Here is a 23,063-nt window from a genome sequence, read left to right as displayed (position 1 = left end):
TCCGCTGCTGATCGATCCGGTGGTGATCGATCTGACCGATCAACTAGCGCTCGCCTTCCCGAGCGAGCCGGACGCGTTCCCGCAGATGGACGATTTCGTCGACCAGTTCACCAGCCTTTCCACCATCGAGGCCTATGGCGACAGCGAGACCAATGTCGGCCAGCTGGGCGCCCGTGCACGAGAGGACGAGGAACTGCTGGTGCGCCTGCTGCGCGCCTACGGCTATTACGATGGCGAGATCGTGCGCGAGGTCGGCCCCAATCTGATCGACGGGTCTGACGAGCGGCCGCAGGTCCGCTTCAACGTGCTGCCGGGCGAGCGTTACACCTTCGGCACGATCGATCTGGGCGATCTCGATCAGGCACCCAACTACCAGGAACTGCGCGGCGCGTTCGAGCTCGAGCCCGGCGACTATGTCGACAGCTACGACATCGTGCGCGAGCGGGGCGATCTGGACACCGCGCTGGGCAATACCGGCTATCCCTTCGCCGAGATCGACGCGCCCGAATTGCTGATCGATCATGCGGGGATCGAAGGCGATCTGACGATGCCGGTGCGCCCCAACGGGCGCTACGTCTTTGGCAAGGTGATCTCCGAAGAGCCGGACTTCCTCTCCGGCAGGCACCTCGGCTCGATCGCGAGGTTCGAGCCGGGCGATATCTACAACCGCGACGACGAGCAGGATCTGCGCCGCGCAATCATCGCCACCGGGCTGGTCTCCTCGACAACCATCACCCCGGTGGAGGCTCAGGCACCCGCCGATGGCGAACCGGGCGTGGTCGACATGAAGGTCGGCCTAACCAAAGCAAAGCTGCGGACCATCGCGGGCGCTATCGGCTACGGCACCGAAGAGGGCATCCGGGTTGAGGCCAGCTGGGAACATCGCAACCTCTTCCCGCCCGAAGGCGCGCTGAAGCTGCGCGGCGTTGCCGGTACGCAGGAACAGCTGGCAGGCATCACCTTCCGCAAGAGCAATTTCGGCGGGCGCGACCGCATCCTGACGATCGACGCCTTCGCCAGCTCGCTCGACAACACCGCCTTCGCCGCGGACACGGCCAGCCTGATCGCGACCTACGAGAAGCTATCGACCCTGCTGTTCCAGAAGCCGTTCAGCTGGAGCATGGGGCTCGAACTTGTCGCATCGGACGAGCGGCTTGCGTACGACATCGACAACAGCAGCCTCGACGATGCCACACCGCCGCCGCGCCAGACCTATTTCGTCGCCGCGCTGCCCCTTTACGGCCAGATCGACACCACGGACGACCTGCTCAATCCGACCGAGGGTTTCCGCGTCTCGCTGCGCACATCCCCCGAAGTTTCGCGTACCGAGGGGATGCAGAGCTTCTATCTGCGCAACCAGGCGGACGCTTCCTATTACAAGCAGATCGGTGAGAACGGCCCGATCCTGGCCGGGCGTGTCGCGGTCGGCTCGATCACCGGCGCGGCGCTGGATGATGTCGCGCCTTCGCGGCGGTTCTTCGCCGGGGGTGGCGGCTCCGTGCGTGGCTTCGGCTATCGCGCCATCGGGCCGCGCAATGACGATAATGATCCGATCGGCGGGCGCTCGCTGGTCGAGCTCTCGGCCGAAGTGCGTATTCCCACCCCGCTGTTCGACGGCGCGGTGCAGGTCGTGCCCTTCGTCGATGCAGGGTCTGTCGGGGTCGAGCAATATCCCGACTTCGAGGACATTCGCGTCGGCGCGGGTGTCGGCGTGCGCTACCTGAGCGGCTTCGGCCCGCTGCGGCTGGACGTCGCCTTCCCGATCAATCCACGATCGACCGACAGCTTCGTCGCGGTCTACGTCTCGCTGGGGCAGGCCTTCTGATGAGCGAAGAGGCGATCCGGGAAGAGGCGACCGCAGACGCGCCGCGCAGGAAGAGCGCCACTGCGCGCATTGCCAAGTGGGCGGTGGGTATTGTGGTCGTGCTGGCACTGCTGGGCGCGGCGCTGGTCGCGGGCCTCAACAGTCCGATCGGCAAGCGCTGGATCGTCGACCAGGTCGCCAAGATCGAGCCCAAATCGGGCCTGCGCATCTCGATCGGGCGGATCGAGGGCAGCATCTACAGCGATCTCGTCCTGCACGACCTCTCGCTCGCGGACCCGCAGGGCGTGTTCCTGACCGTGCCCGAGGTCGATCTCGACTGGAATCCGTTCGCCTGGCTCAGCAGCGGGCTCGATATCGACTCGGTCGAAGCGCGACGGGGCGAGCTCAAGCGTTTGCCGAAGCTCAATCCCGGCGATCCGGATTCGCCGATGCTGCCGGGCTTCGACATTCGCATCGACCAGCTCGAGCTGGTGGACTGGACGCTGGCCCCCGGTGTCGCGGGCGATGCGCGGCGGCAGGTCAATCTGGTCGGCAGCGCGGATATCCGCAACGGTCGCGCGATGGTGAAGGCCAACGGGCGCTTCGGGGAGGGCGATCGGCTGGTGCTCGACCTGACTGCCGAGCCCGATGGCGATCTCTTCGATGTCGACATGCGCGTGGACGCGCCCGCAGGCGGGGTCATCACCAGTCTGGCCAATCTCGATGGAGATTATGTCGGGCGGATCGATGGTGACGGGACGTGGAAAGACTGGTCGGGCGACATGCTGCTCAACCGCAACGGCGAATCGCTCGCCCGCTTCCGGCTGAGCGCGAAGAACGGGAAATACGGCATTGTCGGGCGGGCCGATACGACACCGTTCCTGACCGGAATTCCCCAGCGCGCGCTGGGTCGCGACACGCGGATCGAGGCCGCCGGTACTTTCGCCGACCGGGTTCTCGACGGCAAGGTCGAGCTGATCGGGCAGGGCCTCTCGCTGATCGCCGAAGGCGGCGCGAACCTTGCGGACAATCGCGCAGACGGCATCACGTTCGAGGCGGCGGTGCGCGATCCGCGGCTGTTTGGCGAGAACCTGCAACTGGTCGGCGCGCAGGCGAGCGGCACGATCGACGGGCCGTTCCGTGACCTCACCATTCCCTTCAAGCTGGTGGCGCAGCGCTTCGATGCGGGCAGCGCCACGATCACCAATATCGCGCAGGAAGGCACCGCGACCTATGATGGCAGCCGCTGGGTGATCCCGATCGACGCGCGCGTGGGGCGGATCGAAACCGGCAACGCGCTCGCCGATCCACGGCTGATCGGCGGCACCGCCAACGGGAGGCTGGTGTTTACCGGGCGCGAGCTGGTGTCCGACAGCATCCGGATCAACTTCCCCGATGCCAGCGCGCAACTCTCGCTCAACGGCAATCTTGCGGAAAACCGCTGGCAGGTTCGCGGGCCGGTCGCGGTCAACGGGCTGACGTTCGAGCAGATCGGGCGGGTCAACGCGGGCGGTTCGATCGACTTTCTCTATAACGGCGCATGGCGGCTGACCGCCGATGTGCGCGGGCAGGTGCCGCGCGTCACCAATGATACGCTGGTCAATCTGGCGGGGCCGGTGATCGACTTTTCCGGCGGGGTGTCGCTTGCGCAGAATGCGCCGATCGATTTCCGGCAGGTGCGGCTCGACTCGCGCAAGCTGAACATGGTGCTCGACGGGCAGGTTGCGCCGGGGACCACACGCGTAGCCGGGCGCGGACGGCAGGCGCAGTACGGGCCGTTCACGGTCGAGGCTTCACTGACAGACCGGGGCCCCGAAGCGGTGCTGGTGTTCGCAGAGCCGCTGCCCGCCGCGGGCCTGCGCGACGTGCGCGTGGCGCTGAGCCCGATCGACGAGGGCTTCCGGATCGAGACCGAGGGCGATTCTACGCTCGGCCGGTTCGAAGGCACGCTCGGCCTGTTCTCCCCCCCGGGCGGGCCGACCCGCCTTGCGGTGGAAACTCTGACCGTCTCGGAAACCAGCGTGACCGGCGATCTGACGCTGGGCGGCGGCGCTGCCAGCGGTACGCTGGCGCTGACAGGCGGCGGGCTCGACGGGACGATCATGCTCGCGCCGCGCAGTGGTGGGCAGGGCTTCGACGTCGCGCTGGCGGCGCGCAACGCGCGCTTCGGCGGGGCTACCGCACTCGAGATCGCGCAGGCCGACATTGATATGAGCGGCCAGATCGCGGACGGTGATACGACCGTCCAGGGTACGGCCAGCGCGCAAGGAATCGTCTATGGCAACCTGTTCATCGGGCGGATGACCGCCGATGCGCGGCTGGTGAACGGGCGCGGCGATGTGAACGCGGCGATTGCCGGGCGGCGCGGGCGCGGGTTCGCGCTGCAACTCGCAGCCGATATCGCGCCGGACCGGATTGCGCTGGCCACGCGCGGCAACCTTGCCGGACGAGAGCTGACCATGCCGCGCCGCGCGGTGCTGACCAAGATCGATGGCGGGGGCTGGGCGCTCCAGCGCTCGCAGATCAGCTACGGCGACGGCTTCGTGATTGCCGAGGGCCGGATGGGTGGCGAAGCGACCCGGTTCGACCTCAATGTGCGCGACATCCCGCTCTCGCTGGCGGATATCGTGATGGGCGATGCGGGGCTCGGCGGATCGCTGTCGGGCACGATCACCTATGCCGCACCCAAGGACGGGTTGCCCACCGGGGAAGCGCGCGTGAGGGTCGACAAGTTCACCCGCTCTGGCGTGATCCTCGCCTCGCGCCCGGTCGACCTCTCGCTGGTCGCGCGGCTCGAAACGGACCGGCTTCAGGCGCGCGCCATCCTCGACGATAACGGGACCGAAGGCGGACGCGTGCAGGCGCTGATTTCCGACCTGCCGCGCAATGGCAGCCTGTTCGAAAGGCTGCAGGCGGGCGATCTGTTCGGTCAGCTGCGCTATCGCGGGCCTGCCCAGTCGCTCTGGCGGCTGGCGGCGATCGACCTGTTCGATTTCTCCGGGCCTGTTGCCGTCGCTGCGGATATTCGCGGTACGCTGGCCGATCCGCGTGTGCGCGGTTCGCTGTCGAGCGATAATCTGCGCGTGCAGAGTTCGGTTTCCGGAACCGACATCCGCGATGCGCGCGTGCGCGGTGCCTTTGCCGGGTCGCGTCTGCAGATCACCGAGTTCCGTGGCACTGCGCCCAATGGCGGCGTGGTCAACGGCAGCGGCGTCGTCGATCTGGCCAATCTGGGCCCCGGTCGCGGGCCGGAGATCGATATTCGTGCGGCGGCGCAAAAGGCGCAGCTGATTAATGCACGTGGATTGCAGGCGACCGTTACCGGCCCGCTGCGGATCGTGTCCAACGGATCGGGCGGGACCATTGCCGGGCGCCTGCTGGTCGAAAAGGCAAGCTGGCGGCTGGGCAATGGAGCGCAGACTGCGAGCATTCCCACGATCACCACGCGCGAGATCAATCTGCCGCGCGACCGTTACCAGCCGTCCGCGCCGGGCGCGCCGTGGCGCTTCCTCGTCGATGCGCGCGCGCCGAGCCGCGTCGATGTCGACGGCATGGGGCTGGACAGCGAATGGAGCGCCGATGTGCGCGTGCGCGGCACCACGCAGGAGATGCGGATCGGGGGCGAGGCGAACCTGATCCGGGGCGATTACACCTTCGCGGGCGCACGCTTCGAGGTCACCCGCGGGCGGATCGAGTTCGACGAGACTCGCGCGATCGACCCCCGGCTCGACATCGTCGCGGAGACCGACAACAACGGGATCGATGTGACGGTCAGCGTGCAGGGCAACGCTCAGCAGCCCGAGATCACCTTCAGCTCCAACCCCTCGCTGCCCGAGGAGGAGATCCTCTCGCGACTGCTGTTCGGCGGTTCGATCACCAGCCTCTCTGCCACCGATGCCTTGCAGCTCGGCGCGGCGGTCGCCTCGCTGCGCGGGGGCGGCGGGCTCGACCCGATCAACCAGCTGCGCAGCGCGATCGGGCTCGACCGGCTGCGGATCGTCTCGGCGGACCCGGTGCTCGACCGGGGCACCTCGATCGCGCTGGGCAAGAATATCGGACGGCGCTTCTATATCGAGCTGATCACCGATGGCCGCGGTTACAGCGCGACCGATGCCGAATTCCGGATCACCAGCTGGCTTTCGCTGCTGGCCACGGTCTCGACTGTCGGGCGCAACAGCGTGTCGGTGGAGGCGAGCCGGGATTACTAGCCGACCCGCTGCGGCCCGCACCGCGACCTGACAAGAGCTCTTGACTGACAAGAGTTCTTGACTGTAAAGAGCTCTTGTCAGCACCCGAGGTGGGTGCTGCCGGGAGAATGATCGGTTGCAAAATCGTGTGAAGCACTACCGCGAAGGGGCGGGCTGGAGCCAGGGCGAGCTTGCCCGACGGCTCGGCGTGTCCCGCCAGACGATCAACGCGGTCGAAACCGACAAGTACGATCCCTCTCTCCCGCTGGCACTGCGCATGGCGAAGCTGTTCGCCGTCGACGTGCCGGATCTGTTTATCGACGACTGGGAGCCTTCCGAATGATGACCGATATCCAGCAAAAGCCGATGTGGCGTCGGCTTGCAGTCCCGCTGATCACCGGCGCGATCGCCGGCGGACTGGGGTCCTTCGCCTTCCTTCAGCTGGCCGAGATCGACGGTGGCGATGGGCTGGGTACCTCGCGCGAAATCGCCGGCCTCGTCGGGGTCCTATATGTCTTGTGCGGAGTGGCCGTGTTGCTCGGCGCTCTTAACCCGGCGGTGGGTGCCAAATTTCTCAATGTCGAGGATGCGGACGAACTGCGCGAACAGTCGCGCATGCTGGTCTATAGCGGGATGGCGACGGTGCTGATCGGCCTCGCGCTGGGCCTGCTTGCGCTATCGGGGGAGGGCGGCTTCGTCGCCGCCGAGATCGGAGCGATCGTGGCTGTCGCCTCTATCATTGCCGCCTCTATTTTGAGCATCGCCATGCAGCGCCACATCGACGAGCTGCAACGCGCCCTGTCGAACGATGCGGTCGCAAGTGCCTTTTACCTGATGGCGTTCTTCGGCGGCGGCTGGGCGTTGCTTGCCCATCTCGACTATGTCGCGCCGCCTGCGCCGCTCGACTGGCTGACCATGTTTTCCGCGACCCTGCTGATCGGCGCCTTCTGGCAGACCGCGCGACGCGGACTGATGATGCGCGGACCCAATTGAGGGCGGGGTGAAAGGCAAACAAAAGGCCGCCGGATTGCTCCGGCGGCCCTCCTGGTGATCTTGATGATCCGGCGTGATTACGCGCTGTAGTACATGTCGTATTCGACCGGGCAGGGGGTGGTTTCGGTGCGCATCACCTCTTCCCACTTCAGTTCGGCATAGGCGTCGATCTGGTCCTTGGTGAAGACGTCGCCCTTGAGCAGGAACTCGTGGTCTTCCTCCAGCGCGACCAGCGCTTCGCGCAGCGAACCGCACACGGTCGGCACGTCGGCCAGTTCGGCCGGCGGCAGGTCGTACAGGTTCTTGTCCATCGCCTCGCCCGGGTGGATCTTGTTGGTGATCCCGTCGAGGCCCGCCATCAGCAGCGCCGAATAGGCGAGATAGGGGTTGGCCATCGCATCGGGGAAACGGAACTCGACGCGCTTCGCCTTTTCGCCCGCACCATAGGGAATGCGGCACGAGGCCGAGCGGTTGCGGGCCGAGTAGGCCAGCAGCACCGGTGCCTCGAAGCCCGGGACCAGTCGCTTGTAGCTGTTGGTGGTCGGGTTGGTGAAGGCGTTGAGGGCCTTGGCGTGCTTGATGACGCCGCCGATGTAATAGAGGCAGTTGTCCGACAGACCGGCATAGCCGGTGCCCGCGAAGGTGGGGTTGCCATCCTTCCAGATCGACATGTGGGTGTGCATGCCGCTGCCGTTATCGTCCTTGATCGGCTTGGGCATGAAGGTTGCCGACTTGCCGTAGGCATGCGCGACTTGGTGCACGACGTACTTGTAGATCTGCATGTTGTCGGCGGTTTCGACCAGGGTCGAGAAGGTCAGGCCCAGCTCGTGCTGCGCGGCGGCCACCTCGTGGTGATGCTTGTCGCAGTTGAGGCCCATTTCCTTCATCGTGGCGACCATCTCGCCGCGAATGTCGACCGCGGAGTCGACCGGCGCGACGGGGAAGTAACCGCCCTTGGCGCGCGGACGGTGGGCCATGTTGCCCGCGTCGTATTCACGGCCCGAGTTGGTCGGCAGCTCGATATCGTCGATCGAGAAGCCCGAACCGGCATAGCCGTCTTCGAAGCGGACATCGTCGAACATGAAGAATTCGGCTTCGGGGCCGACATAGACCGTATCGCCCACGCCGGTCGTCTTGAGATAGGCTTCCGCACGCTTGGCGGTGGAGCGCGGATCGCGGGCGTACCAGTCGCCCGTGTTCGGCTCCACGATGTCGCAGAAGATGATCATCATCGGGGTCGCGCTGAACGGATCGAGATAGACCCGCTCCAGATCCGGGCGCAGGATCATGTCGGATTCGTTGATGACCTTCCAGCCGGCGATCGACGAACCGTCGAACATCAGCCCGTCTTCCAGTTCATCCTCGGTCAGGACATCGGCGACCATGGTCAGGTGCTGCCACTTGCCCTTGGGATCGGTGAACCGCAGGTCGACCCACTCGATATCCTGTTCCTTGATCTGTTTCAGAATGTCGCTGGCAGTTGACATGATGCTCCTTTCGGATGGTTTTCGGGCGGAAATGCCCGGGAAATCTTATCGCAGGTGACCGCTAGATCGCGTCGTCGTCCCGCTCGCCGGTGCGAATGCGGAGCGCGGAATCGATCGTGGAGACGAAGATCTTGCCATCGCCGATGCGGCCCGTCTGGGCGACGCCCGCGATCGCTTCGACCACCCGTTCGGCCAGCGCGTCGGCCACGACGACCTCGAGCTTCACCTTGGGCAGGAAATCGACGACATATTCGGCACCGCGGTAGAGTTCCGTATGGCCCTTCTGGCGTCCGAAGCCCTTGGCCTCGATCACGGTGATGCCCGAGACCCCGACCTCGTGCAGCGCTTCCTTCACCTCGTCGAGCTTGAAGGGTTTGATGATCGCTTCGATCTTTTTCACCGCGTGCCGTGTCCTTCCCGTTCGGGTCTGCCGCTGCGAGTCGGCGAATTGTCACACGAGCCTAGTGCAATGTTGCACTGCGATAAAGGGGCAACCTCATTGCGCGAAATCGGGCCTTCGCGCTGCATTTGTGCTTATCGCAGTTGCAGCGACGCAGTTTCAGGAAAGCCTGCCATCAGGTTGAGGTTCTGGATCGCGGCACCGCTGGCCCCTTTGCCGAGGTTGTCGAGCAGGGCGACGAGACGCGCGTTCCAGCCGCCTTCATTGCCGAAGACGTGGAGCCGCATTCCGTCATCCGGCGCAGCATCGCGGTGCAGCAGCAATTCGCCCGGATCGCCCTTGGCCATCACCTCGACGACCTCGGAATCCGCGTAGAACCTGGCCAGCTCGTCGCGAAGGGCGTCGGCGCTCGGTTCGGTCCGCATCGCGCCAAGATGCAGCGGCACCTCGACCAGCATTCCGCGATAGGCGGGCACGACGCTGGGCGCGAAGAGCACGCCGTGTTCGAGGCCCGCGTGACGCTGCATCTCGGGCAGGTGCTTGTGGGTGAGGTTGAGACCGTAGGTGCGAAAGGCGATGTCGGGCTCGTCCGCAAACCGTTCGATCAGCGCCTTGCCGCCGCCCGAATAGCCGCTGACCGCGTTGACGGTGAAGGGCCAGTCGGCGGGCAGAAGTCCCGCACGTACCAGCGGCGCGACCAGCGCGAGGAAGCCGGTCGGGTAGCAGCCGGGGTTGCTCACGCGGGCGGCGTCCGCAATCCGTTCGCGCCCGATCAGCTCGGGAAAACCATAGGTCCAGCCGTCGGCGACGCGGTGTGCGGAGGAGGCATCGACGATGCGCGTCTTCGCTGCCGGGTCGACCAGCTCCACCGCCTCGCGCGCGGCATCGTCGGGCAGGCACAGCACTGCGAAGGGCGTGTCGTTGAGCGCCTCGCGCCGCGCCTCGGCATCCTTGCGCCGCGCCTCGTCGAGAACGACGGGCGTGAAGTGGGGATGTGCTTCGAGCCGGGTGACGATTTCCAGCCCGGTGGTTCCGGCAGCGCCATCGACGAAAACTTCGGTGGTCATGACCAGCGGCCCGTCAGGGGAAGGCCGAGCGCCGGACATAGCCCGACGGACCTTCGGGTCCGAGGCAGCCCCATACCCAGCTTCCGGTGACGTCGAGCGCCTGAAACGTCGCCCCTGGCTCCAGCGTGGTGATCACGTCGGCCTCTTCGAGGGTCGAGCGCACCAGCGGCGCGGATGTCTCACCGATCTGCATCGGCACCGGCACCGCATAATTGGCGACGAGAAACCGCGGCGCGAGGTCGATATGCGCAAGGTCGCGGCGCAGCGGCAGCGTGCCCTTTTCAGGCCACACGACGGGGCCGGTCAGGCCGATCTGGCCTGCATGCGGGTGACTGGAAGGAAAATCGCTCACTAGAGTGGTTCGGTCATCATGTTCTGTTGTTTCTGGCCGCTTAGCCTGTGCGCCGTGGCTGAACAACCTCGGCGCGCCTCGCGACCCCTTATGGCGCTGTTTCCCTAGGCTCCGAAACGCTCGCGCAGCATGTGCCAGCTGGCGCGCAGGCCGTAGGCGTCACCGCCCTTCGGCCGCCCCGGCCGGGCAGTCGGCCGCCACGCGTAGGTATCGAAATGCGCCCAGTCGATGTCTTCGCCGACGAACTGGTCGAGGAACAGGCCCGCCACGCTCGCCCCGGCAAAGCCGTTGGTGGGCGCGTTGATGCAGTCGGCCAGAGGGGAATCGAGCCATTCGCGATAGAGGGCGGGCAGTGGCAGCCGCCACGGCTCGTCATCATGGGCCTTGCCCGCAGAAATCAGCGCTTCGGCGGTTTCGTCGCGTCGGGTCATCAGCGCGGGATAGTCCGGCCCCAGCGCGACCCGCGCCGCGCCGGTCAGCGTTGCGAAGTCGATCAGCAGCTCGGGATTTTCCTCGCTGGCCCGGTCGAGCGCGTCGGCCAGGATCAGCCGCCCTTCGGCATCGGTATTGGTGATCTCGACCGTCAGCCCCTTGCGGCTCTTCACGATATCGCCCGGGCGCAGCGCGTTGCCCGAGATCGCGTTTTCAACCGCGGGCACCAGCAGGTGCAGGCGCACCGGCAGGTTGTGCTGCATCACCAGCTTGGCGAGGGCGATCGCGTGCGCCGCGCCGCCCATATCCTTCTTCATCAGCGCCATGCCGGTGGAGGATTTGATGTCGAGCCCGCCCGAATCGAAGGTGACGCCCTTGCCGACGATCGCCACGACCGGCGCGTCTTTCTTGCCCCAGGTCAGGTGCATGATCCGCGGCGCATGGTGCCGCGCGGCGGCGCGGCCTACCGCGTGGACCAGCGGATAGTTCTGCTCCAGCTGATCGCCCCGTGTCACTTCGAGCTTGGCGTCGTGATCCTTCACCAGCGCTTCGAACTCGGCCTCGATCCCTGCCGGGCCCATCACCTCGGGCGGAGTGTCGACCAGCCGCCGCACCAGATTGACCGCCTGCGCCTCGGCAATCGCGGGTTCGATCGCCTTGGCGTTCTGGGTCAGCAGCACGCGTGCGCCGGGCGCTTCGGCATCGCTGCGGAAGGCGAGGTTCTTGTACTGGGCGGTCTGCCAGCCGTGCAGGGCGGGGCCGGGCTCGCGCCCTTTGAGGCGATATGTTCCAGCAGGCAGCACTTCGGCCAGCCGCGCGAGGCACCAGCTGGACAGCGAATCCGGATCGGCCACGCCGCCGACCGCGAACCACGCATTGCCTTCACCCGGCGTCGCGGGGACGATCGCGGTTTCGTAGCCCTTGCCGGTGAAGTTCTGCGCCTCCAGCATGGCGCGCTGGCCGTCGTTCAGGCCCTTCGCCCAATCGGCGAAGCCTGCATCGTTGACGAGGTGGAGGTCGGTTGCGTTCTGGCCCTTGTCGGGCTGTATCAAAGCCGTATCATTCATCCTATTATGCATGGCGACGAAGGCGCGCCGTGCCAACCGGATTCGCGCCGCGACAAGGGATTGAGATGATAATGGCCGCAGGTTTTGCGAAGCTTGTGCTGGTGATCGGCCTTGGTGTGGCGGGCTGTTCATCGCCCGAAGACATGCAGCGCGATGTCGGGGTCGACCAGGACAAGGCCGCCGCCACCGCTTCGGCAGATGACGCGAAGGATGGCGAGAAGCCCGCCGGGCAGGGACGCGAGATTTCCGAAGAAAACGATCTCTACGCCTTTTCCTTCACCTATCCCGAAACGCTGGGCGCGATCCCCGCGCTGAAGGACCGGCTCGACCAGCAGGCCAAGCGCGAGGAGGCCGATCTGCAGCGCGTCGCCCGCGAGGCGAGCGAGGAAGCGCGCGAGAACGGCTTCCCCTACAACCGCTACATGGTCACGATCGAGTGGAAGCTGGCCGGACAGACCGACGAATGGTTCAGCCTGATCGAAAACGGGGCGACCTATTTCGGCGGTGCCCACGGCAATTACGGGCTCAGTTCGGTGTTGTGGAACAAGGGATCGCAGCGCCTGCTCGAACCGATCATGCTGTTCGAATCGCAGGCCGCGCTGTCCGAAGCTCTGGGCGAGAGGTTCTGCGACGCGCTCGATACGCAGCGCATGGCCCGGCGCGGCGGAGAGCTGGACAAGGATGACGATACCTTCAACCGCTGCCCCGACCTGGAAGAGCTGGAGCTCGTGCTGCTGTCCAACGGGAACAAGTTCGACCGGATCATGCTCTACGCCGCACCTTACGTGGCCGGGCCTTACGTAGAGGGCGATTACGAGGTCGAACTGAGCGTGGACGATGCGATCCGCGCGGCGGTGAAAGAGCGCTATCGCGACGATTTCGTCGGCTGACCTCGCTTTTTCGCGCGGTCGTGCGTATCTAGAGCGGCATGACCGAATACCAGACCATCGAAGCCGATTCCGACGTCTACCGCGACGGTACGATCAAGCTCCACGGGCCCGAAGGGTTCGAGGGGATGCGCAAGGCCGGGCGACTGGCCGCCGAAATCCTCGACCAGATGCCCGAGCTGGTGAAGCCCGGCGTCACCACCGCGAGCATCGACGATGCGATCCGCGGGATGATGCTGGATGCAGGCGCGGTGCCCGCGACGCTCGGCTATCGCGGCTACACGCACAGCAGCTGCATCTCGGTCAATCACGTGATCTGCCACGGCATCCCGGGCGAGAAGACGCTGAAGGATGGCGACATCCTCAATATCGACGTGACCCCGCTGCTCGACGGATGGCACGGCGATACCAGCCGCATGTTCTTCGCCGGCGATCCGCCGCTCAAGGCGAAGAAGCTGGTCGAGGCGACGCACGAGGCGCTGATGATCGGGATCGACGCGGCGAGCAAACCCGGCGCGCGGCTGGGCGATATCGGCGCCGCGATCGAGGCGCATGCCAAGCAGCACCGCTATGGCGTGGTCCGCGAATTCTGCGGGCACGGGGTGGGGCGGCTGTTCCACGACGCGCCCGAAGTGGTCCATGTTGGCGTGGCGGGCAGCGGGCCGGAGCTAAAGCCCGGCATGTTCTTCACCATCGAGCCGATGCTCAACGCGGGCAAGCCGTGGGCCAAGGTGCTCGGCGACGGCTGGACCGCAGTGAGCCGCGACAAATCGCTCTCCGCGCAGTTCGAACACTCGCTCGCGATTACCGAGGATGGGGTGGAGATCTTCACGCTCAGCCCCACGGGCCGCGACAAGCCGCCTTACTGAGCCTCGCCAGGCATTGGTGCCTAATCCCGCGCCGCCCGAATAGCCGCAGCGGCGGCGAAGGGCGCGATTGCGCATAGGACCAGGCTGAAGGCACCGGCGAACAGCGCGCCGCTCATGTCCACGCGCGCGAGATGGCCTGCGCCGAAGATCACCAGCGGCACGGCCAGCGGCGCGAGCATCAGCCCGGCGAGCGCGGTCCCTCCACGCAAGCTCGCCAGCAGGGCGGCGATCATCAGGCCGATCGCGGCGAGACCCGGCGTGCCCGCCAGCAGGCTGGCCAGCAGGCGCCAGAAGGTCGGCCCGCTCAGCGATAGCAGTGCCGAGGCGGGCAGGGTTGCGATCAGGATCAGCGGGCCAAAGCTGAGCCAGTGCGCGATCAGCCGCGCGGTCATCGCGACCTCTTCGCTAATCCCGCGCAGCCGCAGCTGGTCGAACACGCCTGCGTCGCGGTCCGCCGCAACCAGCCGGTCGAGCGGGAGGATGCTGGCGAGCAGCGCGGCGACCCACAGGACTCCGCCGCCCGTGCGCGCGAGCAAGCTCGGCTCAGGCCCGACCGCGAAGGGGAATAGCACCGCGACCAGCAGGAAGAAGATCAGCGGCAGGAAGGCGGAGCCACGCGCGCCGCCGGGCAGCAGGATCGCGAGGTCGCGGCGCAGCAGGATCGCGAAGGCGCTCATGCCGCGTACTCCGCCAGATCGAGCACTGTTGCGGGCAGATCGACCGGCTGGTGCGAGACGTACAGGCACAGCCCGCCATTGCCGCAATGCTCCGCGATCAGATCGGCGAGCAGCGCCTGCGATGCGGTGTCGAGCCCGGCGAAGGGCTCGTCGAGCAGCCAGATCGCGCGGGCCCGCAGCAGCAGGCGGGCGATCACCGCGCGCTGTTTCTGGCCGGTAGAAAGATAGCCGGTCGGGATATCCGCCAACGCATCGACACCCAGCCGCTCCATCGCGCTCGTCGGATCGCCCGCGCCATCCAGCCGGGCCCAGAACCGCATCGCGTCAGCCAGTTCGCGGTCGAGATCGAGCGCGTGGCGTCCGTCGACCAGGCCAACCTCGCCGGTGCGCTCAACCTCGCCCGCAAAGGGCGGCGCGAGCCCGGCGAGGATACGCATGAGGCTGGTCTTGCCCACGCCATTGTGCCCGCGCACATGCAGCATGTCGCCGGGGCCGAGATCGAGCGTCAGCTTGCGGAAAAGCAGGCGCTCGCCGCGACGGCAGGCGAGATCGCGAGCGGAGAGGCGGGCTTGCATGGCTGCGCGGGTTAGGCGAGGGGGCGCGTGACGGCAATATCATCCGGTAGCGAAAGGACATTCCCATGGCGGTCGAGAAACTGAGCGAAGAGGAACGTGGAAGCTGGCTGGAAGCGCTCGAAGGGTGGGAAATGGCGAGCGACCGCGATGCGATCGTGCGCACCTTCAAGTTCGAGGATTTCAGCGAGGCATGGGGGTTCATGAGCCGTGTCGCGCTGATCGCCGAGAAGAACGATCATCACCCCGAATGGTCGAACGTGTACAACACGGTCGAGATCACGCTGACCACACATGATGCGGACGGTCTGTCGCATCGCGACGTGCACATGGCGCAGGCGATCAATGCGCTCTAGATTTACAGCGTTCAGGTGACCGGTTCACGGAAGCGAACTTACAGGTCAGGGTCCGCCCATCGCGCCTGCGTTGCGGCGGACCTGTTTGCGCATCTGCCCCCGCAGAAAGCGAGAGGCGAAGCCGACGCGTTTGGCGGTCTTGCCGACCAGCGTGTGCAGCTTGTCGCCATTGACCGCAGCCCACGCGGCCTCTCCGACATCGGCGACCGGGGTGATCTCTAGCCCGGCGGCCTTCACCCGGTCGCGGATGGCTTCGTTGGTCTGCCCATTGGGGAGCTGGTCGATCAGCGGGGTTTCGATGAAGCTGGGCATGATCGACCGCACGTTGATGCCGTATTCGGCCCATTCGCCATCGAGGCTTTCGGTGATCGCGCGCACGCCGAACTTGGTCGCGGAATATACGCTGGCGCCCGCAGTGCCATAAAGGCCCGCCGCGCTGGCGGTGTTGAGCAGGCACGATCCGGGCGCGGTCTTCTTCAGGTGCGGCAGCGCGGCCTGCGCGCCGAACAAGACGCCCTTCAGATTGATGTCGAGGCAGCGTTCGATCTCCTCGACGCTGTTCTGGTCGAGCGAGCCGCCCAGCGGGATGCCCGCATTATTGGCGACCACGTCGATCCGGCCGCCCGAGGCCATGGAGAACGCATTGAGCGCTTCGTCCCACGCATCCCGGTCGCGCACATCGAAGGTGTGGCCGAAGCTGAAGCCGAGCCCGATCAGGTGCTGGGTTTCGACCATCCCCTTTTCGTTCACATCGCCGAGGCCGACGAACCAGCCTTCCTTGGCGAAACGCTGCGCGATGGCGCGCCCGATGCCGGACGCGCCGCCGGTGATGAAGATCGCTTTCCTGTCCATGAGGCTTCCCGTCTGCTTCCGTTGCACCTGACCTCATGCCCACCCCGGGCCCCTCCCGCAAGCGGCGGGAGGGGAGGGTGTCGGCTCAGTCCCCGTCGATCGCGGCCTTGAGGCCCTGAACGAAGTCCGCGCCTTCCTCGATCTGGGCGGTCGATTCCTCGATCGTGTCGCCGATCGGCTCGGCGCGCCCGCCAAGGCAGGTGGCGAGGAAGTTCTCGGTCACCGCATTGAAGGCGATGTTGTTGGAAGGCTTCGCGAAGCCGTGCCCTTCGTCGGGGAACAGAACGTAGGTGACGGGGATGTTCTTGGCCTTCATCGCCTCGACGATCTGGTCGCTTTCCGCCTGGTTGACGCGCGGGTCGTTCGCCCCCTGGCCGATCAGCAGCGGCTTCACGATCTGGTCGGCCTTGTACAGCGGCGAGGCGTCGATCAGCAGCTGCTTGCCCTCGGGCGTGTTGGGGTTGCCCATCCGCTCGTGGAACTGTGCGACCACCGGGGCCCAGTAGGGCGGAATGGTGGAGAGCAGGGTTTCGAGGTTCGATGGGCCGACGATGTCGACCCCGCAGGCGAAGGTTTCGGGCGTGTAGGTCAGGCCCACCAGCGTGGCATAGCCGCCATAGGAGCCGCCCATGATCGCGACCTTGTCCGGAATCGCGACGCCTTCGTCGATCGCCCACTTCGTGGCGTCGATCAGGTCGTCGTGCATGGTCTTGGACCATTGCAGGTTGGACGCGTTGATGAAGTCCTTCCCGAACCCGGTTGAGCCGCGGTAATTGACGCTCATCACCGCATAGCCGCGGTTCGCGAGCCACTGGTGGTAACCGTTGAAGCCATAGGCGTCGCGCGCCCACGGTCCGCCATGGACCAGCAGTACCATCGGCACCGGCTTGTCCGGCACGCCGTCGCCATCGCTGTCGCTGCCCGGCGGCAGGGTGAGGTAGGAGGGCAGGGTGAGCCCGTCGCGGCTCTTCAGCTCCAGCGCGTGCATCGGCTGCAACGGCGCGCCTTCCAGCTCGGGCCGGGTGACGTAGAGTTCGGTCAGCGTGTTGGCGGTGCGGTCATAGAGGAAGCTCTTGGCCGGGCCGACCACCGGATCATTGCCGACGATCCACTTGGTGTCGTCCTCGGTGCGCGAGGAAATACCGAACTCGCCGGTCAGGTTGGCTTCGAGGAAATCGAGCGAGGCCTTGATTTCCGGGTCCAGCGCGACCCATTCGTTCTTGAGGTAATAGACCGAATAGGCCTCCACCTCGCCGGTCTTCCGGTCGCGGATCGAGCCGCCGATATCGGCCTTCTCGTCCTGCGCGATCACCCGCGTCTCGCCCGTCTCGACGTCCATCGCGGTCAGCGCGGCGGTGTTGCGACCGCGGCTGTCGAGCCAGTAGAGCGTCTTGCCGTCGGTGGTGAAGCCCGCCGGGCTGGTGGTCAGCGAATCTTCGAGGCCGGTACTGCCGAAGGGCTCTGCCTCCACCTCGTTGTCGACCACCTTGAAGAAATCCATCCCGCCTGCAGCGTTGGGTTTCAGCGCCAGGCGCACGTCGAGATTGTCGTCCGCGACGAACCCGGCATAGCCGTTGTTCTCGATCAGCTCGGTCAGCTCGCCCGTGTTGAGGTCGAGCATGTAGACATCGTGATACTGCGGATCGCGGTTGTTGAGGCCGATCAGGATCTTGTCCTTGATCCGGTCGGACCCGCCGACCACCATCACCCGCGTGTTCTCGAAATCGGTCAGCGTGGTTTCAACGCCGGTTTCGACATTGACGCCGTAGAGCAGGAAATTCTCGTCCCCGCCTTTATCCTGAATGTACAGCAGGCTGGCGCTGTCGGGCGCCCAGAAATACTGGCGGATCGGGCGGTCGGTCGCCTTGGTCATGACCTTCGCGTTGTCGAGATCGTCCGCCGGGGCCATCCACACGTTGAGCACGCCGTTCGACGGGGCGAGCCAGCTGATCCACTTGCCGTCGGGGCTGATCTGACCGCCTGCGCGGGTCGGATTGCCGAACAGGCTTTCGCGCGGGATCAGGGGGGCTTTGGCGGCGGGGGTGGCTGCGGTCATGCTATCGTCCGTATGAGCAATGGATGGTGCGGCGGCTAGCGTGAGCGCGGCTGCGGCGCAACCGATGGCCAGACTCGTGCTCAGGGCGATCTTGCGGGTACGGAACATCAAACCTCTCCTCCTCAGGTCAATGATCGCAACCGTAAATGAACCTTGTCATCATGTAAAGGGACATGGACATTATATACTTGACAAAGCAGCCCGTATGCCGCAGTATTCTGGGCATGACAGACGCAAACCTCTTTGAGCCTCGCTTCCAAAACGCCGATGCGGCCCGCGAACACCTTGAAGCCATCCATTGGCCGACCGGTCCCGTGTGCCCGCACTGCAAGAGCAAGAACGCGACCCGGCTTGAAGGTGGCAAGCACCGTCCCGGCCTTGTCCAGTGCAATGACTGCCGCAAGCAGTTCACCGTCACCGTGGGCACCGTCTTTGAACGCTCCAAGGTTCCGCTCAACAAGTGGCTGCTTGCCACGCACCTTATGTGTGCCAGCAAGAAGGGCATCAGCGCCCACCAGTTGCACCGTATGCTGGGCGTGACCTACAAAACCGCGTGGTTCATGGCCCACCGCATCCGCGAAGCCATGAAGCCCACGGACGATGGCCCGATGGGTGGCCCCGGCGGCACCGTCGAGGTGGACGAGACCTACTTTGGCCGCGACAAGACCAAGCCGCAGTCGCGTATGCCCATGCGCCACATGAACCGTATCGTGTCGCTGGTAGATCGCGCCACCGGGCGTTCGACCAGCATCGTCTTTACCGAGACCTTCAACGCCGAAAACGTCTCGCGTTTGCTTTACACCCGCGTAGATCGCGCCTCGCGCCTCATCACCGACGAAGCGCACTCCTACAAAGGCCCCGGCAAGCAGTTCGCCAAGCACGAAAGCGTCAACCATATGCGCGGCGAATACGTGCGCGGTGACGTGACCACCAACACCGTCGAAGGCTTCTTCGGTATCTTCAAGCGCGGTATGCGCGGCATCTACCAGCACTGCGGGCAGCAGCACCTCAACCGCTACGTTGCCGAGTTCGACTTCCGCTATTCCAACCGCACCGCCTGCGGCGTGAACGACGTTGAGCGCACCGACATCGCCCTCAAAGGCATCGCCGGTAAGCGCCTCACCTATCGGCGGACTGACGCACTCGCCGCTTAGTCCGCCATTGGACTTGCCGCGTGTGATCGGGACGAAGCCGAAGCGCTGGATTGATAGCTAAGGCGGACTCGACTCCGGACGTTGGCCGTCGCAATCTCCTAGTTCTCAAGCAAGGAGCGCGACGTGCCAACGATCCCAACCGAAAATCTAATCCTCGGCGAGCTTCAAGACCTCAAAAAGGAAGCGCAAAAGACCAATGAGCTATTGGGGGCTATCTATCAGCATTTGGTCGATTTCATCCCCGACCGGGACAATCCCCTCAAATAGGATGAACTCGGCGTAAAGTTGGGCGCGGGCGAGGGTGGCTTCAACACACTCACCCCGCGCACCATCCCTGCGCGCCCAATCGAGGCAGTCGTAGCGAACAGCCGAGCGCTTACGATCGCTTTCCGTCACCGTCCTCGCGCTCTTTCCGCTTCGCCTTCCCAAGCTCCGTGGTCGGCTCGTTTTTCTTGGGCGGGGTGTTGAGCATCCGCTTTAGCACCTCGTCCTCTTTGTTTTGATCGGTGTCTGTCATGGCTCGTCTCGACTTTAATGCAGCATGTCTAATGCTGGAAGCGCATCCGTCCGACCCGTCTGAAGCTGCGGAAGCAAGAGTCCTCTCCCCAGTCGGTGACGACTTAGCAGGCCTCGTTGGCCACATACTCGTGTCCTGGGGGCAAATGATGGACTCAATGCTTCGCTATACGAATTGCCTCATAGCTTACAACGAGTCTGATCCAATTCGCCAGAAATGGCTCGACTTCAAGCAACTTCGCCGTCGCTATCTTGAAGAAAGCCGGAAGGCGCTGGGAGGAACCGAACTCGCGCTGAAACTGGCTTTAGATGCGGGTGCTAGAGCAAATCATTCGGCCAATTTGAGGAAACAGCTTGCCCATAGCCCACTTTCCTTTGCGACCGAGAATCGTGAGACAGTCATAGTCGCGAGTGTCAAAACAAAATCAGGGAGGCTGAGAACAGTGCCGCTACGCCTCAAACGATTGCAGGGCGCACTCCGAGATATCGAGATCGCTCATGGCCGAATACATCAGCTCGCACTGAGCACGACTGTCCCAGTTCCTTATTCATCGCTTGAAAAATCTCTACTGCAAGAGATTCAGGCCAAGGGTTGGACGCCTCATCCCATCGTAGGAATGCCCTCACCCCCGCCTCAATCATCGCGGGAGTAACCTCAATCTGCACCGGCCTGTCACGCGAGGAATCATCTAGGTTCACTGGACTGCTTTCTCAAGTATATAATGTCCAGGGACATTGACGAACCGTGTCACCCCCCGCGGCGGTCAAAGTGCCGGATTGTCGTAACAATGCCAGGTGAAGATCGCGACCGCGCCCCGATGCGGCCGCCAAGGTTCGGCGAGGGCGCGGGTCGCCTTCTCGTCCGGGCGTTCTTCGTGGCCGAGGATCTTGCCGATCCCCGCCATCACCGCCAGATCGCCCGCAGGCCAGATGTCGGGGCGGCCTTCTGCGAACAGCAGGTAGATTTCGGCCGACCAGCGCCCGATTCCCTTGATCCGGGTGAGCTGGGCAATCGCCTCCTCGTCGTCCTCCGGCAGGTTGTGAAGGTCCAGCTCGCCCGCGTGGACCAGTTCGCACAGGCTGCGCGCATAGCCCTGCTTCTGGCGCGAGAGGCCGCACGCGCGCAGCGTGTCGAAATCGCGTTCGAGCAGGCAGGACGGGGTGAAATCCTCGCCCAGCTCCGCCTCCAGCTTGGTCCACACGCTTGCCGCGGAGGCGACGCTGACCTGTTGGCCGACGATCGTGCGTAGCAGCGTCTTGTACCCGGTCGGGCGGATGCGCGGCTCGGGATAGCCGGCGATCTCTAGCGCGCGCGCCATATCGGGCTCGATCGCGGCCACGCTGTCCAGCCCGCGGCGTATCTGTTGTGCGCTCAGGCCCATGGCCGATCCTTCCGATAATGTGGCCGGGCGCCCCGTACGCTTGGCCAGTTGTCTGTCGCTTTGCTTGCGCATTTGCGTAGCCATCTGCTTGCATTGCCGAAACGCAGCTTTTAGCAGCCGCGTCAACGGCGCGCGCGAGAGCGCCGCCCCGGGACGAGATAAAGGACAGCCAATGCCCAAGCTTACCGTGGTCGACCGCAGTGGAACCGAGCGCACGATCGAGGTCGGCGACGGCCTGACCGTGATGGAGGCGATCCGCGACAACGGCTTCGACGAGCTGCTGGCGCTGTGCGGCGGGTGCTGTTCGTGCGCGACCTGCCACGTTCATGTCGACCCGGCCTTCGGCGACAAGCTGCCCGCGATGAGCGAGGATGAGGACGATCTGCTGGAAAGCAGCGACCACCGCAACGAAACCTCGCGCCTGTCGTGCCAGATCGAGTTCACCTCCGATCTCGACGGGCTGAAGGTCCAGATCGCTCCCGAAGACTGAGGGGCAAGACTGACTTGCAGGCCCGATAGCGGATCGCGGTTGCTGCGCGGGCCGCTCAGGCGCTAAGCGGTTGCCATGAAAGCTCCCGCCCCCCTGCCACGCGCTCTCGACCTTATCGGCAACACCCCGCTCGTCCGGCTCGCAGGGCCGAGCGAGGCGGCTGGCTGCAACATCTACGGCAAGTGCGAATTCGCCAATCCGGGCGGCTCCGTGAAGGACCGCGCGGCGCTGTGGATCATCCGTGATGCCGAGGCACGCGGAGAGCTGAAGCCGGGCGGCACGATCGTCGAAGGAACGGCGGGCAATACCGGGATCGGCATCGCGCTGGTCGCCAATGCACTCGGCTACAAGACGATCATCGTGATGCCCGACAACCAGGCGCGCGAGAAGATGGATACGCTGCGCGCGCTGGGTGCGCAGCTGGTGCTGGTGCCGCCGACCAAATTCGCCAATCCCGGCCACTTCGTCCACACCTCGCGCCGGCTGGCGGAGGAAACCGAGGGCGCGATCTGGGCCAACCAGTTCGACAATATCGCCAACCGCCGCGCGCATATCGACAGCACCGCGCCCGAATTGTGGGACCAGCTTGAAGGCCGGATCGACGGCTTCACCTGCGCTGCGGGGACCGGCGGCACGATCGCCGGAGTCGGGCTGGGGCTGAAGGAAAAGGACGAAAACGTCCGCATCGCGCTGACCGACCCGCATGGCGCGGCGCTGTATAATTACTACGCCAACGGAGAACTGTCGTCCGAAGGCTCTTCGGTGGCCGAAGGGATCGGGCAGGGGCGGATCACCGCCAATCTCGACGGGGCGCCGATCGATACGCAGTTCCGTATCTCCGACGAGGAGGGGCTGACCTGGGTCGCGCGGCTGTTGAAGGAAGAGGGGCTGTGCCTCGGCCTGTCGTCTGGCATCAACGTCGCGGGCGCGGTCGCGCTTGGCCGGCAGCTGGTGGCGGACGGGCGTACGGACGCGCGCGTGGCGACGATCCTGTGCGATAGCGGCTTCCGCTATCTCTCGACGATCTTCAACGCCCAATGGCTGCGCGACAAGGGCTTGCCGGTGTTCGACTGGCTTCGCGATTGACCCGCACCGCGCGGGCACTAGATTCGCTGGCCATGGCCCTGATCCCGCATCCCGAAGCGAAACGCCCCACCGCCGAACCGGTCAACCCGCGCAATGCGGAAGTGATGCAGCGGCTGCGGGTCGGGATCGGCGGGATCGTGATGGTCCTGCTCGTCGTCGGCCTTGCCAATATCATCACCGACCGCGTGTTGCGTACAGAGCAGACCACCGTGCCGCAAGCCGCGCCGACGGTGGAGCCGAGCCCGGCGAAGCCTGCCAGCGATCCGCTGTCCGATGCGGGCGTGGTCCCCGATCTTCCCGAACAGCCCGAGGCGGAACCCGTCCCCGAAGGTCCCGTGCTGCCCGAGCAGGGCGAAGGTGCCCCGGTTGAGTAGGTT

The 23,063-nt window shown here is 65.2% G+C and carries 24 protein-coding genes; 13 read left to right on the top strand and 11 right to left on the bottom strand.

Going from position 1 to position 23,063, the window contains the following annotated elements; genetic code table 11:
* The first annotated feature begins 946 nt into the window (after positions 1-946).
* The 4 genes from KYN89_RS15510 to KYN89_RS10225 all read left to right on the top strand — a co-directional run bounded on the left by KYN89_RS15510 (position 947) and on the right by KYN89_RS10225 (position 6,984).
* Positions 947-1,825, top strand: a complete 879-nt coding sequence (locus tag KYN89_RS15510; RefSeq protein WP_429699550.1) for an autotransporter assembly complex protein TamA — start codon at positions 947-949, stop codon at positions 1,823-1,825.
* Positions 1,825-6,012, top strand: coding sequence for a translocation/assembly module TamB domain-containing protein (locus tag KYN89_RS10235; protein ID WP_222824997.1), 4,188 nt, complete (start codon positions 1,825-1,827; stop codon positions 6,010-6,012). The genes KYN89_RS15510 and KYN89_RS10235 overlap by 1 nt, the downstream gene beginning before the upstream one ends.
* 115 nt (positions 6,013-6,127) lie before the next feature.
* Positions 6,128-6,334, top strand: a complete 207-nt coding sequence (locus KYN89_RS10230; RefSeq protein WP_054524850.1) for a helix-turn-helix transcriptional regulator — start codon at positions 6,128-6,130, stop codon at positions 6,332-6,334.
* Positions 6,331-6,984 (top strand): hypothetical protein, encoded by a 654-nt coding sequence (locus tag KYN89_RS10225; RefSeq protein ID WP_222824996.1) that lies wholly within the window; start codon positions 6,331-6,333, stop codon positions 6,982-6,984. The genes KYN89_RS10230 and KYN89_RS10225 overlap by 4 nt, the downstream gene beginning before the upstream one ends.
* Before the next feature lie 77 nt (positions 6,985-7,061).
* Here the strand turns inward: KYN89_RS10225 and glnA are convergent, their stop codons facing one another.
* From glnA to KYN89_RS10200, 5 genes are all read right to left on the bottom strand, one after another.
* The gene (gene glnA, locus KYN89_RS10220) at positions 7,062-8,471 is read right to left on the bottom strand and encodes a type I glutamate--ammonia ligase (RefSeq protein WP_222824995.1); all 1,410 of its coding nucleotides are present in this window, start codon (positions 8,469-8,471) and stop codon (positions 7,062-7,064) included.
* A gap of 61 nt (positions 8,472-8,532) precedes the next feature.
* On the bottom strand, positions 8,533-8,871 hold the full coding sequence (locus KYN89_RS10215; protein ID WP_010238891.1) for a P-II family nitrogen regulator: 339 nt from the start codon (positions 8,869-8,871) through the stop codon (positions 8,533-8,535).
* A gap of 134 nt (positions 8,872-9,005) precedes the next feature.
* Positions 9,006-9,938, bottom strand: a complete 933-nt coding sequence (gene argC / locus KYN89_RS10210; protein ID WP_222824994.1) for an N-acetyl-gamma-glutamyl-phosphate reductase — start codon at positions 9,936-9,938, stop codon at positions 9,006-9,008.
* Between the two features lie 13 nt (positions 9,939-9,951).
* On the bottom strand, positions 9,952-10,290 hold the full coding sequence (locus KYN89_RS10205) for a hypothetical protein (protein WP_222824993.1): 339 nt from the start codon (positions 10,288-10,290) through the stop codon (positions 9,952-9,954).
* A gap of 104 nt (positions 10,291-10,394) precedes the next feature.
* Positions 10,395-11,789, bottom strand: a complete 1,395-nt coding sequence (locus KYN89_RS10200) for a leucyl aminopeptidase family protein (RefSeq protein ID WP_222824992.1) — start codon at positions 11,787-11,789, stop codon at positions 10,395-10,397.
* Between the two features lie 71 nt (positions 11,790-11,860).
* Here KYN89_RS10200 and KYN89_RS10195 point away from each other — a divergent pair, with 71 nt between their 5' ends.
* Both KYN89_RS10195 and map read left to right on the top strand, forming a co-directional pair.
* On the top strand, positions 11,861-12,679 hold the full coding sequence (locus tag KYN89_RS10195; RefSeq protein ID WP_222824991.1) for a DUF4163 domain-containing protein: 819 nt from the start codon (positions 11,861-11,863) through the stop codon (positions 12,677-12,679).
* 38 nt (positions 12,680-12,717) lie between these two features.
* A complete protein-coding gene (map, locus tag KYN89_RS10190) occupies positions 12,718-13,545 on the top strand; it encodes a type I methionyl aminopeptidase (protein ID WP_010238879.1) in 828 nt (275 codons plus the stop codon).
* Positions 13,546-13,565: 20 nt separating this feature from the next.
* On the opposite strand, the gene KYN89_RS10185 is transcribed toward map, so the two are convergent.
* Together KYN89_RS10185 and ccmA are read right to left on the bottom strand one after the other, a co-directional pair.
* Complete coding sequence (locus KYN89_RS10185) at positions 13,566-14,222, bottom strand: heme exporter protein CcmB (RefSeq protein WP_222824990.1); 657 nt, start codon at positions 14,220-14,222, stop codon at positions 13,566-13,568.
* Entirely contained in the window at positions 14,219-14,797 is a 579-nt protein-coding gene (ccmA, locus tag KYN89_RS10180) for a heme ABC exporter ATP-binding protein CcmA (RefSeq protein ID WP_222824989.1), read from the bottom strand. The genes KYN89_RS10185 and ccmA overlap by 4 nt, the downstream gene beginning before the upstream one ends.
* 65 nt (positions 14,798-14,862) lie before the next feature.
* Here ccmA and KYN89_RS10175 point away from each other — a divergent pair, with 65 nt between their 5' ends.
* Entirely contained in the window at positions 14,863-15,150 is a 288-nt protein-coding gene (locus tag KYN89_RS10175) for a 4a-hydroxytetrahydrobiopterin dehydratase (RefSeq protein ID WP_222824988.1), read from the top strand.
* A 45-nt stretch (positions 15,151-15,195) separates the two neighbouring features.
* Here the strand turns inward: KYN89_RS10175 and KYN89_RS10170 are convergent, their stop codons facing one another.
* Together KYN89_RS10170 and KYN89_RS10165 are read right to left on the bottom strand one after the other, a co-directional pair.
* Positions 15,196-16,002, bottom strand: a complete 807-nt coding sequence (locus KYN89_RS10170) for an SDR family oxidoreductase (RefSeq protein WP_010238872.1) — start codon at positions 16,000-16,002, stop codon at positions 15,196-15,198.
* A gap of 85 nt (positions 16,003-16,087) precedes the next feature.
* On the bottom strand, positions 16,088-18,058 hold the full coding sequence (locus tag KYN89_RS10165; protein WP_222824987.1) for a S9 family peptidase: 1,971 nt from the start codon (positions 18,056-18,058) through the stop codon (positions 16,088-16,090).
* Between the two features lie 224 nt (positions 18,059-18,282).
* Here KYN89_RS10165 and KYN89_RS10160 point away from each other — a divergent pair, with 224 nt between their 5' ends.
* Together KYN89_RS10160 and KYN89_RS10155 are read left to right on the top strand one after the other, a co-directional pair.
* Positions 18,283-19,212 carry an IS1595 family transposase gene (locus KYN89_RS10160; RefSeq protein ID WP_222824986.1) on the top strand — a complete coding sequence of 310 codons (930 nt, stop codon included), beginning with the start codon at positions 18,283-18,285 and terminating at the stop codon, positions 19,210-19,212.
* A 123-nt stretch (positions 19,213-19,335) separates the two neighbouring features.
* On the top strand, positions 19,336-19,479 hold the full coding sequence (locus tag KYN89_RS10155) for a hypothetical protein (protein WP_222824985.1): 144 nt from the start codon (positions 19,336-19,338) through the stop codon (positions 19,477-19,479).
* Between the two features lie 109 nt (positions 19,480-19,588).
* On the opposite strand, the gene KYN89_RS10150 is transcribed toward KYN89_RS10155, so the two are convergent.
* A complete protein-coding gene (locus KYN89_RS10150) occupies positions 19,589-19,729 on the bottom strand; it encodes a hypothetical protein (protein WP_222824984.1) in 141 nt (46 codons plus the stop codon).
* Between KYN89_RS10150 and KYN89_RS10145 the strand changes: the two genes are divergently transcribed.
* Positions 19,728-20,381 (top strand): site-specific integrase, encoded by a 654-nt coding sequence (locus KYN89_RS10145; protein ID WP_222824983.1) that lies wholly within the window; start codon positions 19,728-19,730, stop codon positions 20,379-20,381. The two genes, KYN89_RS10150 and KYN89_RS10145, sit on opposite strands and share 2 nt — an antisense overlap.
* Positions 20,382-20,492: 111 nt before the next feature.
* On the opposite strand, the gene KYN89_RS10140 is transcribed toward KYN89_RS10145, so the two are convergent.
* Positions 20,493-21,110 (bottom strand): DNA-3-methyladenine glycosylase family protein, encoded by a 618-nt coding sequence (locus KYN89_RS10140; RefSeq protein WP_010238870.1) that lies wholly within the window; start codon positions 21,108-21,110, stop codon positions 20,493-20,495.
* Positions 21,111-21,282: 172 nt separating this feature from the next.
* On the opposite strand from KYN89_RS10140, the gene KYN89_RS10135 reads away from it, so the two are divergent.
* The 3 genes from KYN89_RS10135 to KYN89_RS10125 all read left to right on the top strand — a co-directional run bounded on the left by KYN89_RS10135 (position 21,283) and on the right by KYN89_RS10125 (position 23,060).
* Positions 21,283-21,600 (top strand): 2Fe-2S iron-sulfur cluster-binding protein, encoded by a 318-nt coding sequence (locus KYN89_RS10135; RefSeq protein ID WP_010238869.1) that lies wholly within the window; start codon positions 21,283-21,285, stop codon positions 21,598-21,600.
* 75 nt (positions 21,601-21,675) lie between these two features.
* Positions 21,676-22,686, top strand: coding sequence for a cysteine synthase A (locus tag KYN89_RS10130; protein ID WP_222824982.1), 1,011 nt, complete (start codon positions 21,676-21,678; stop codon positions 22,684-22,686).
* A gap of 32 nt (positions 22,687-22,718) precedes the next feature.
* The gene (locus tag KYN89_RS10125; protein WP_222824981.1) at positions 22,719-23,060 is read left to right on the top strand and encodes a hypothetical protein; all 342 of its coding nucleotides are present in this window, start codon (positions 22,719-22,721) and stop codon (positions 23,058-23,060) included.
* Positions 23,061-23,063: the final 3 nt, after the last annotated feature.

The organism is Alteriqipengyuania abyssalis, from assembly GCF_019857185.1.
GTDB lineage: Bacteria > Pseudomonadota > Alphaproteobacteria > Sphingomonadales > Sphingomonadaceae > Alteriqipengyuania > Alteriqipengyuania abyssalis.
This window is presented reverse-complemented; position numbering and strand designations above follow the sequence as displayed.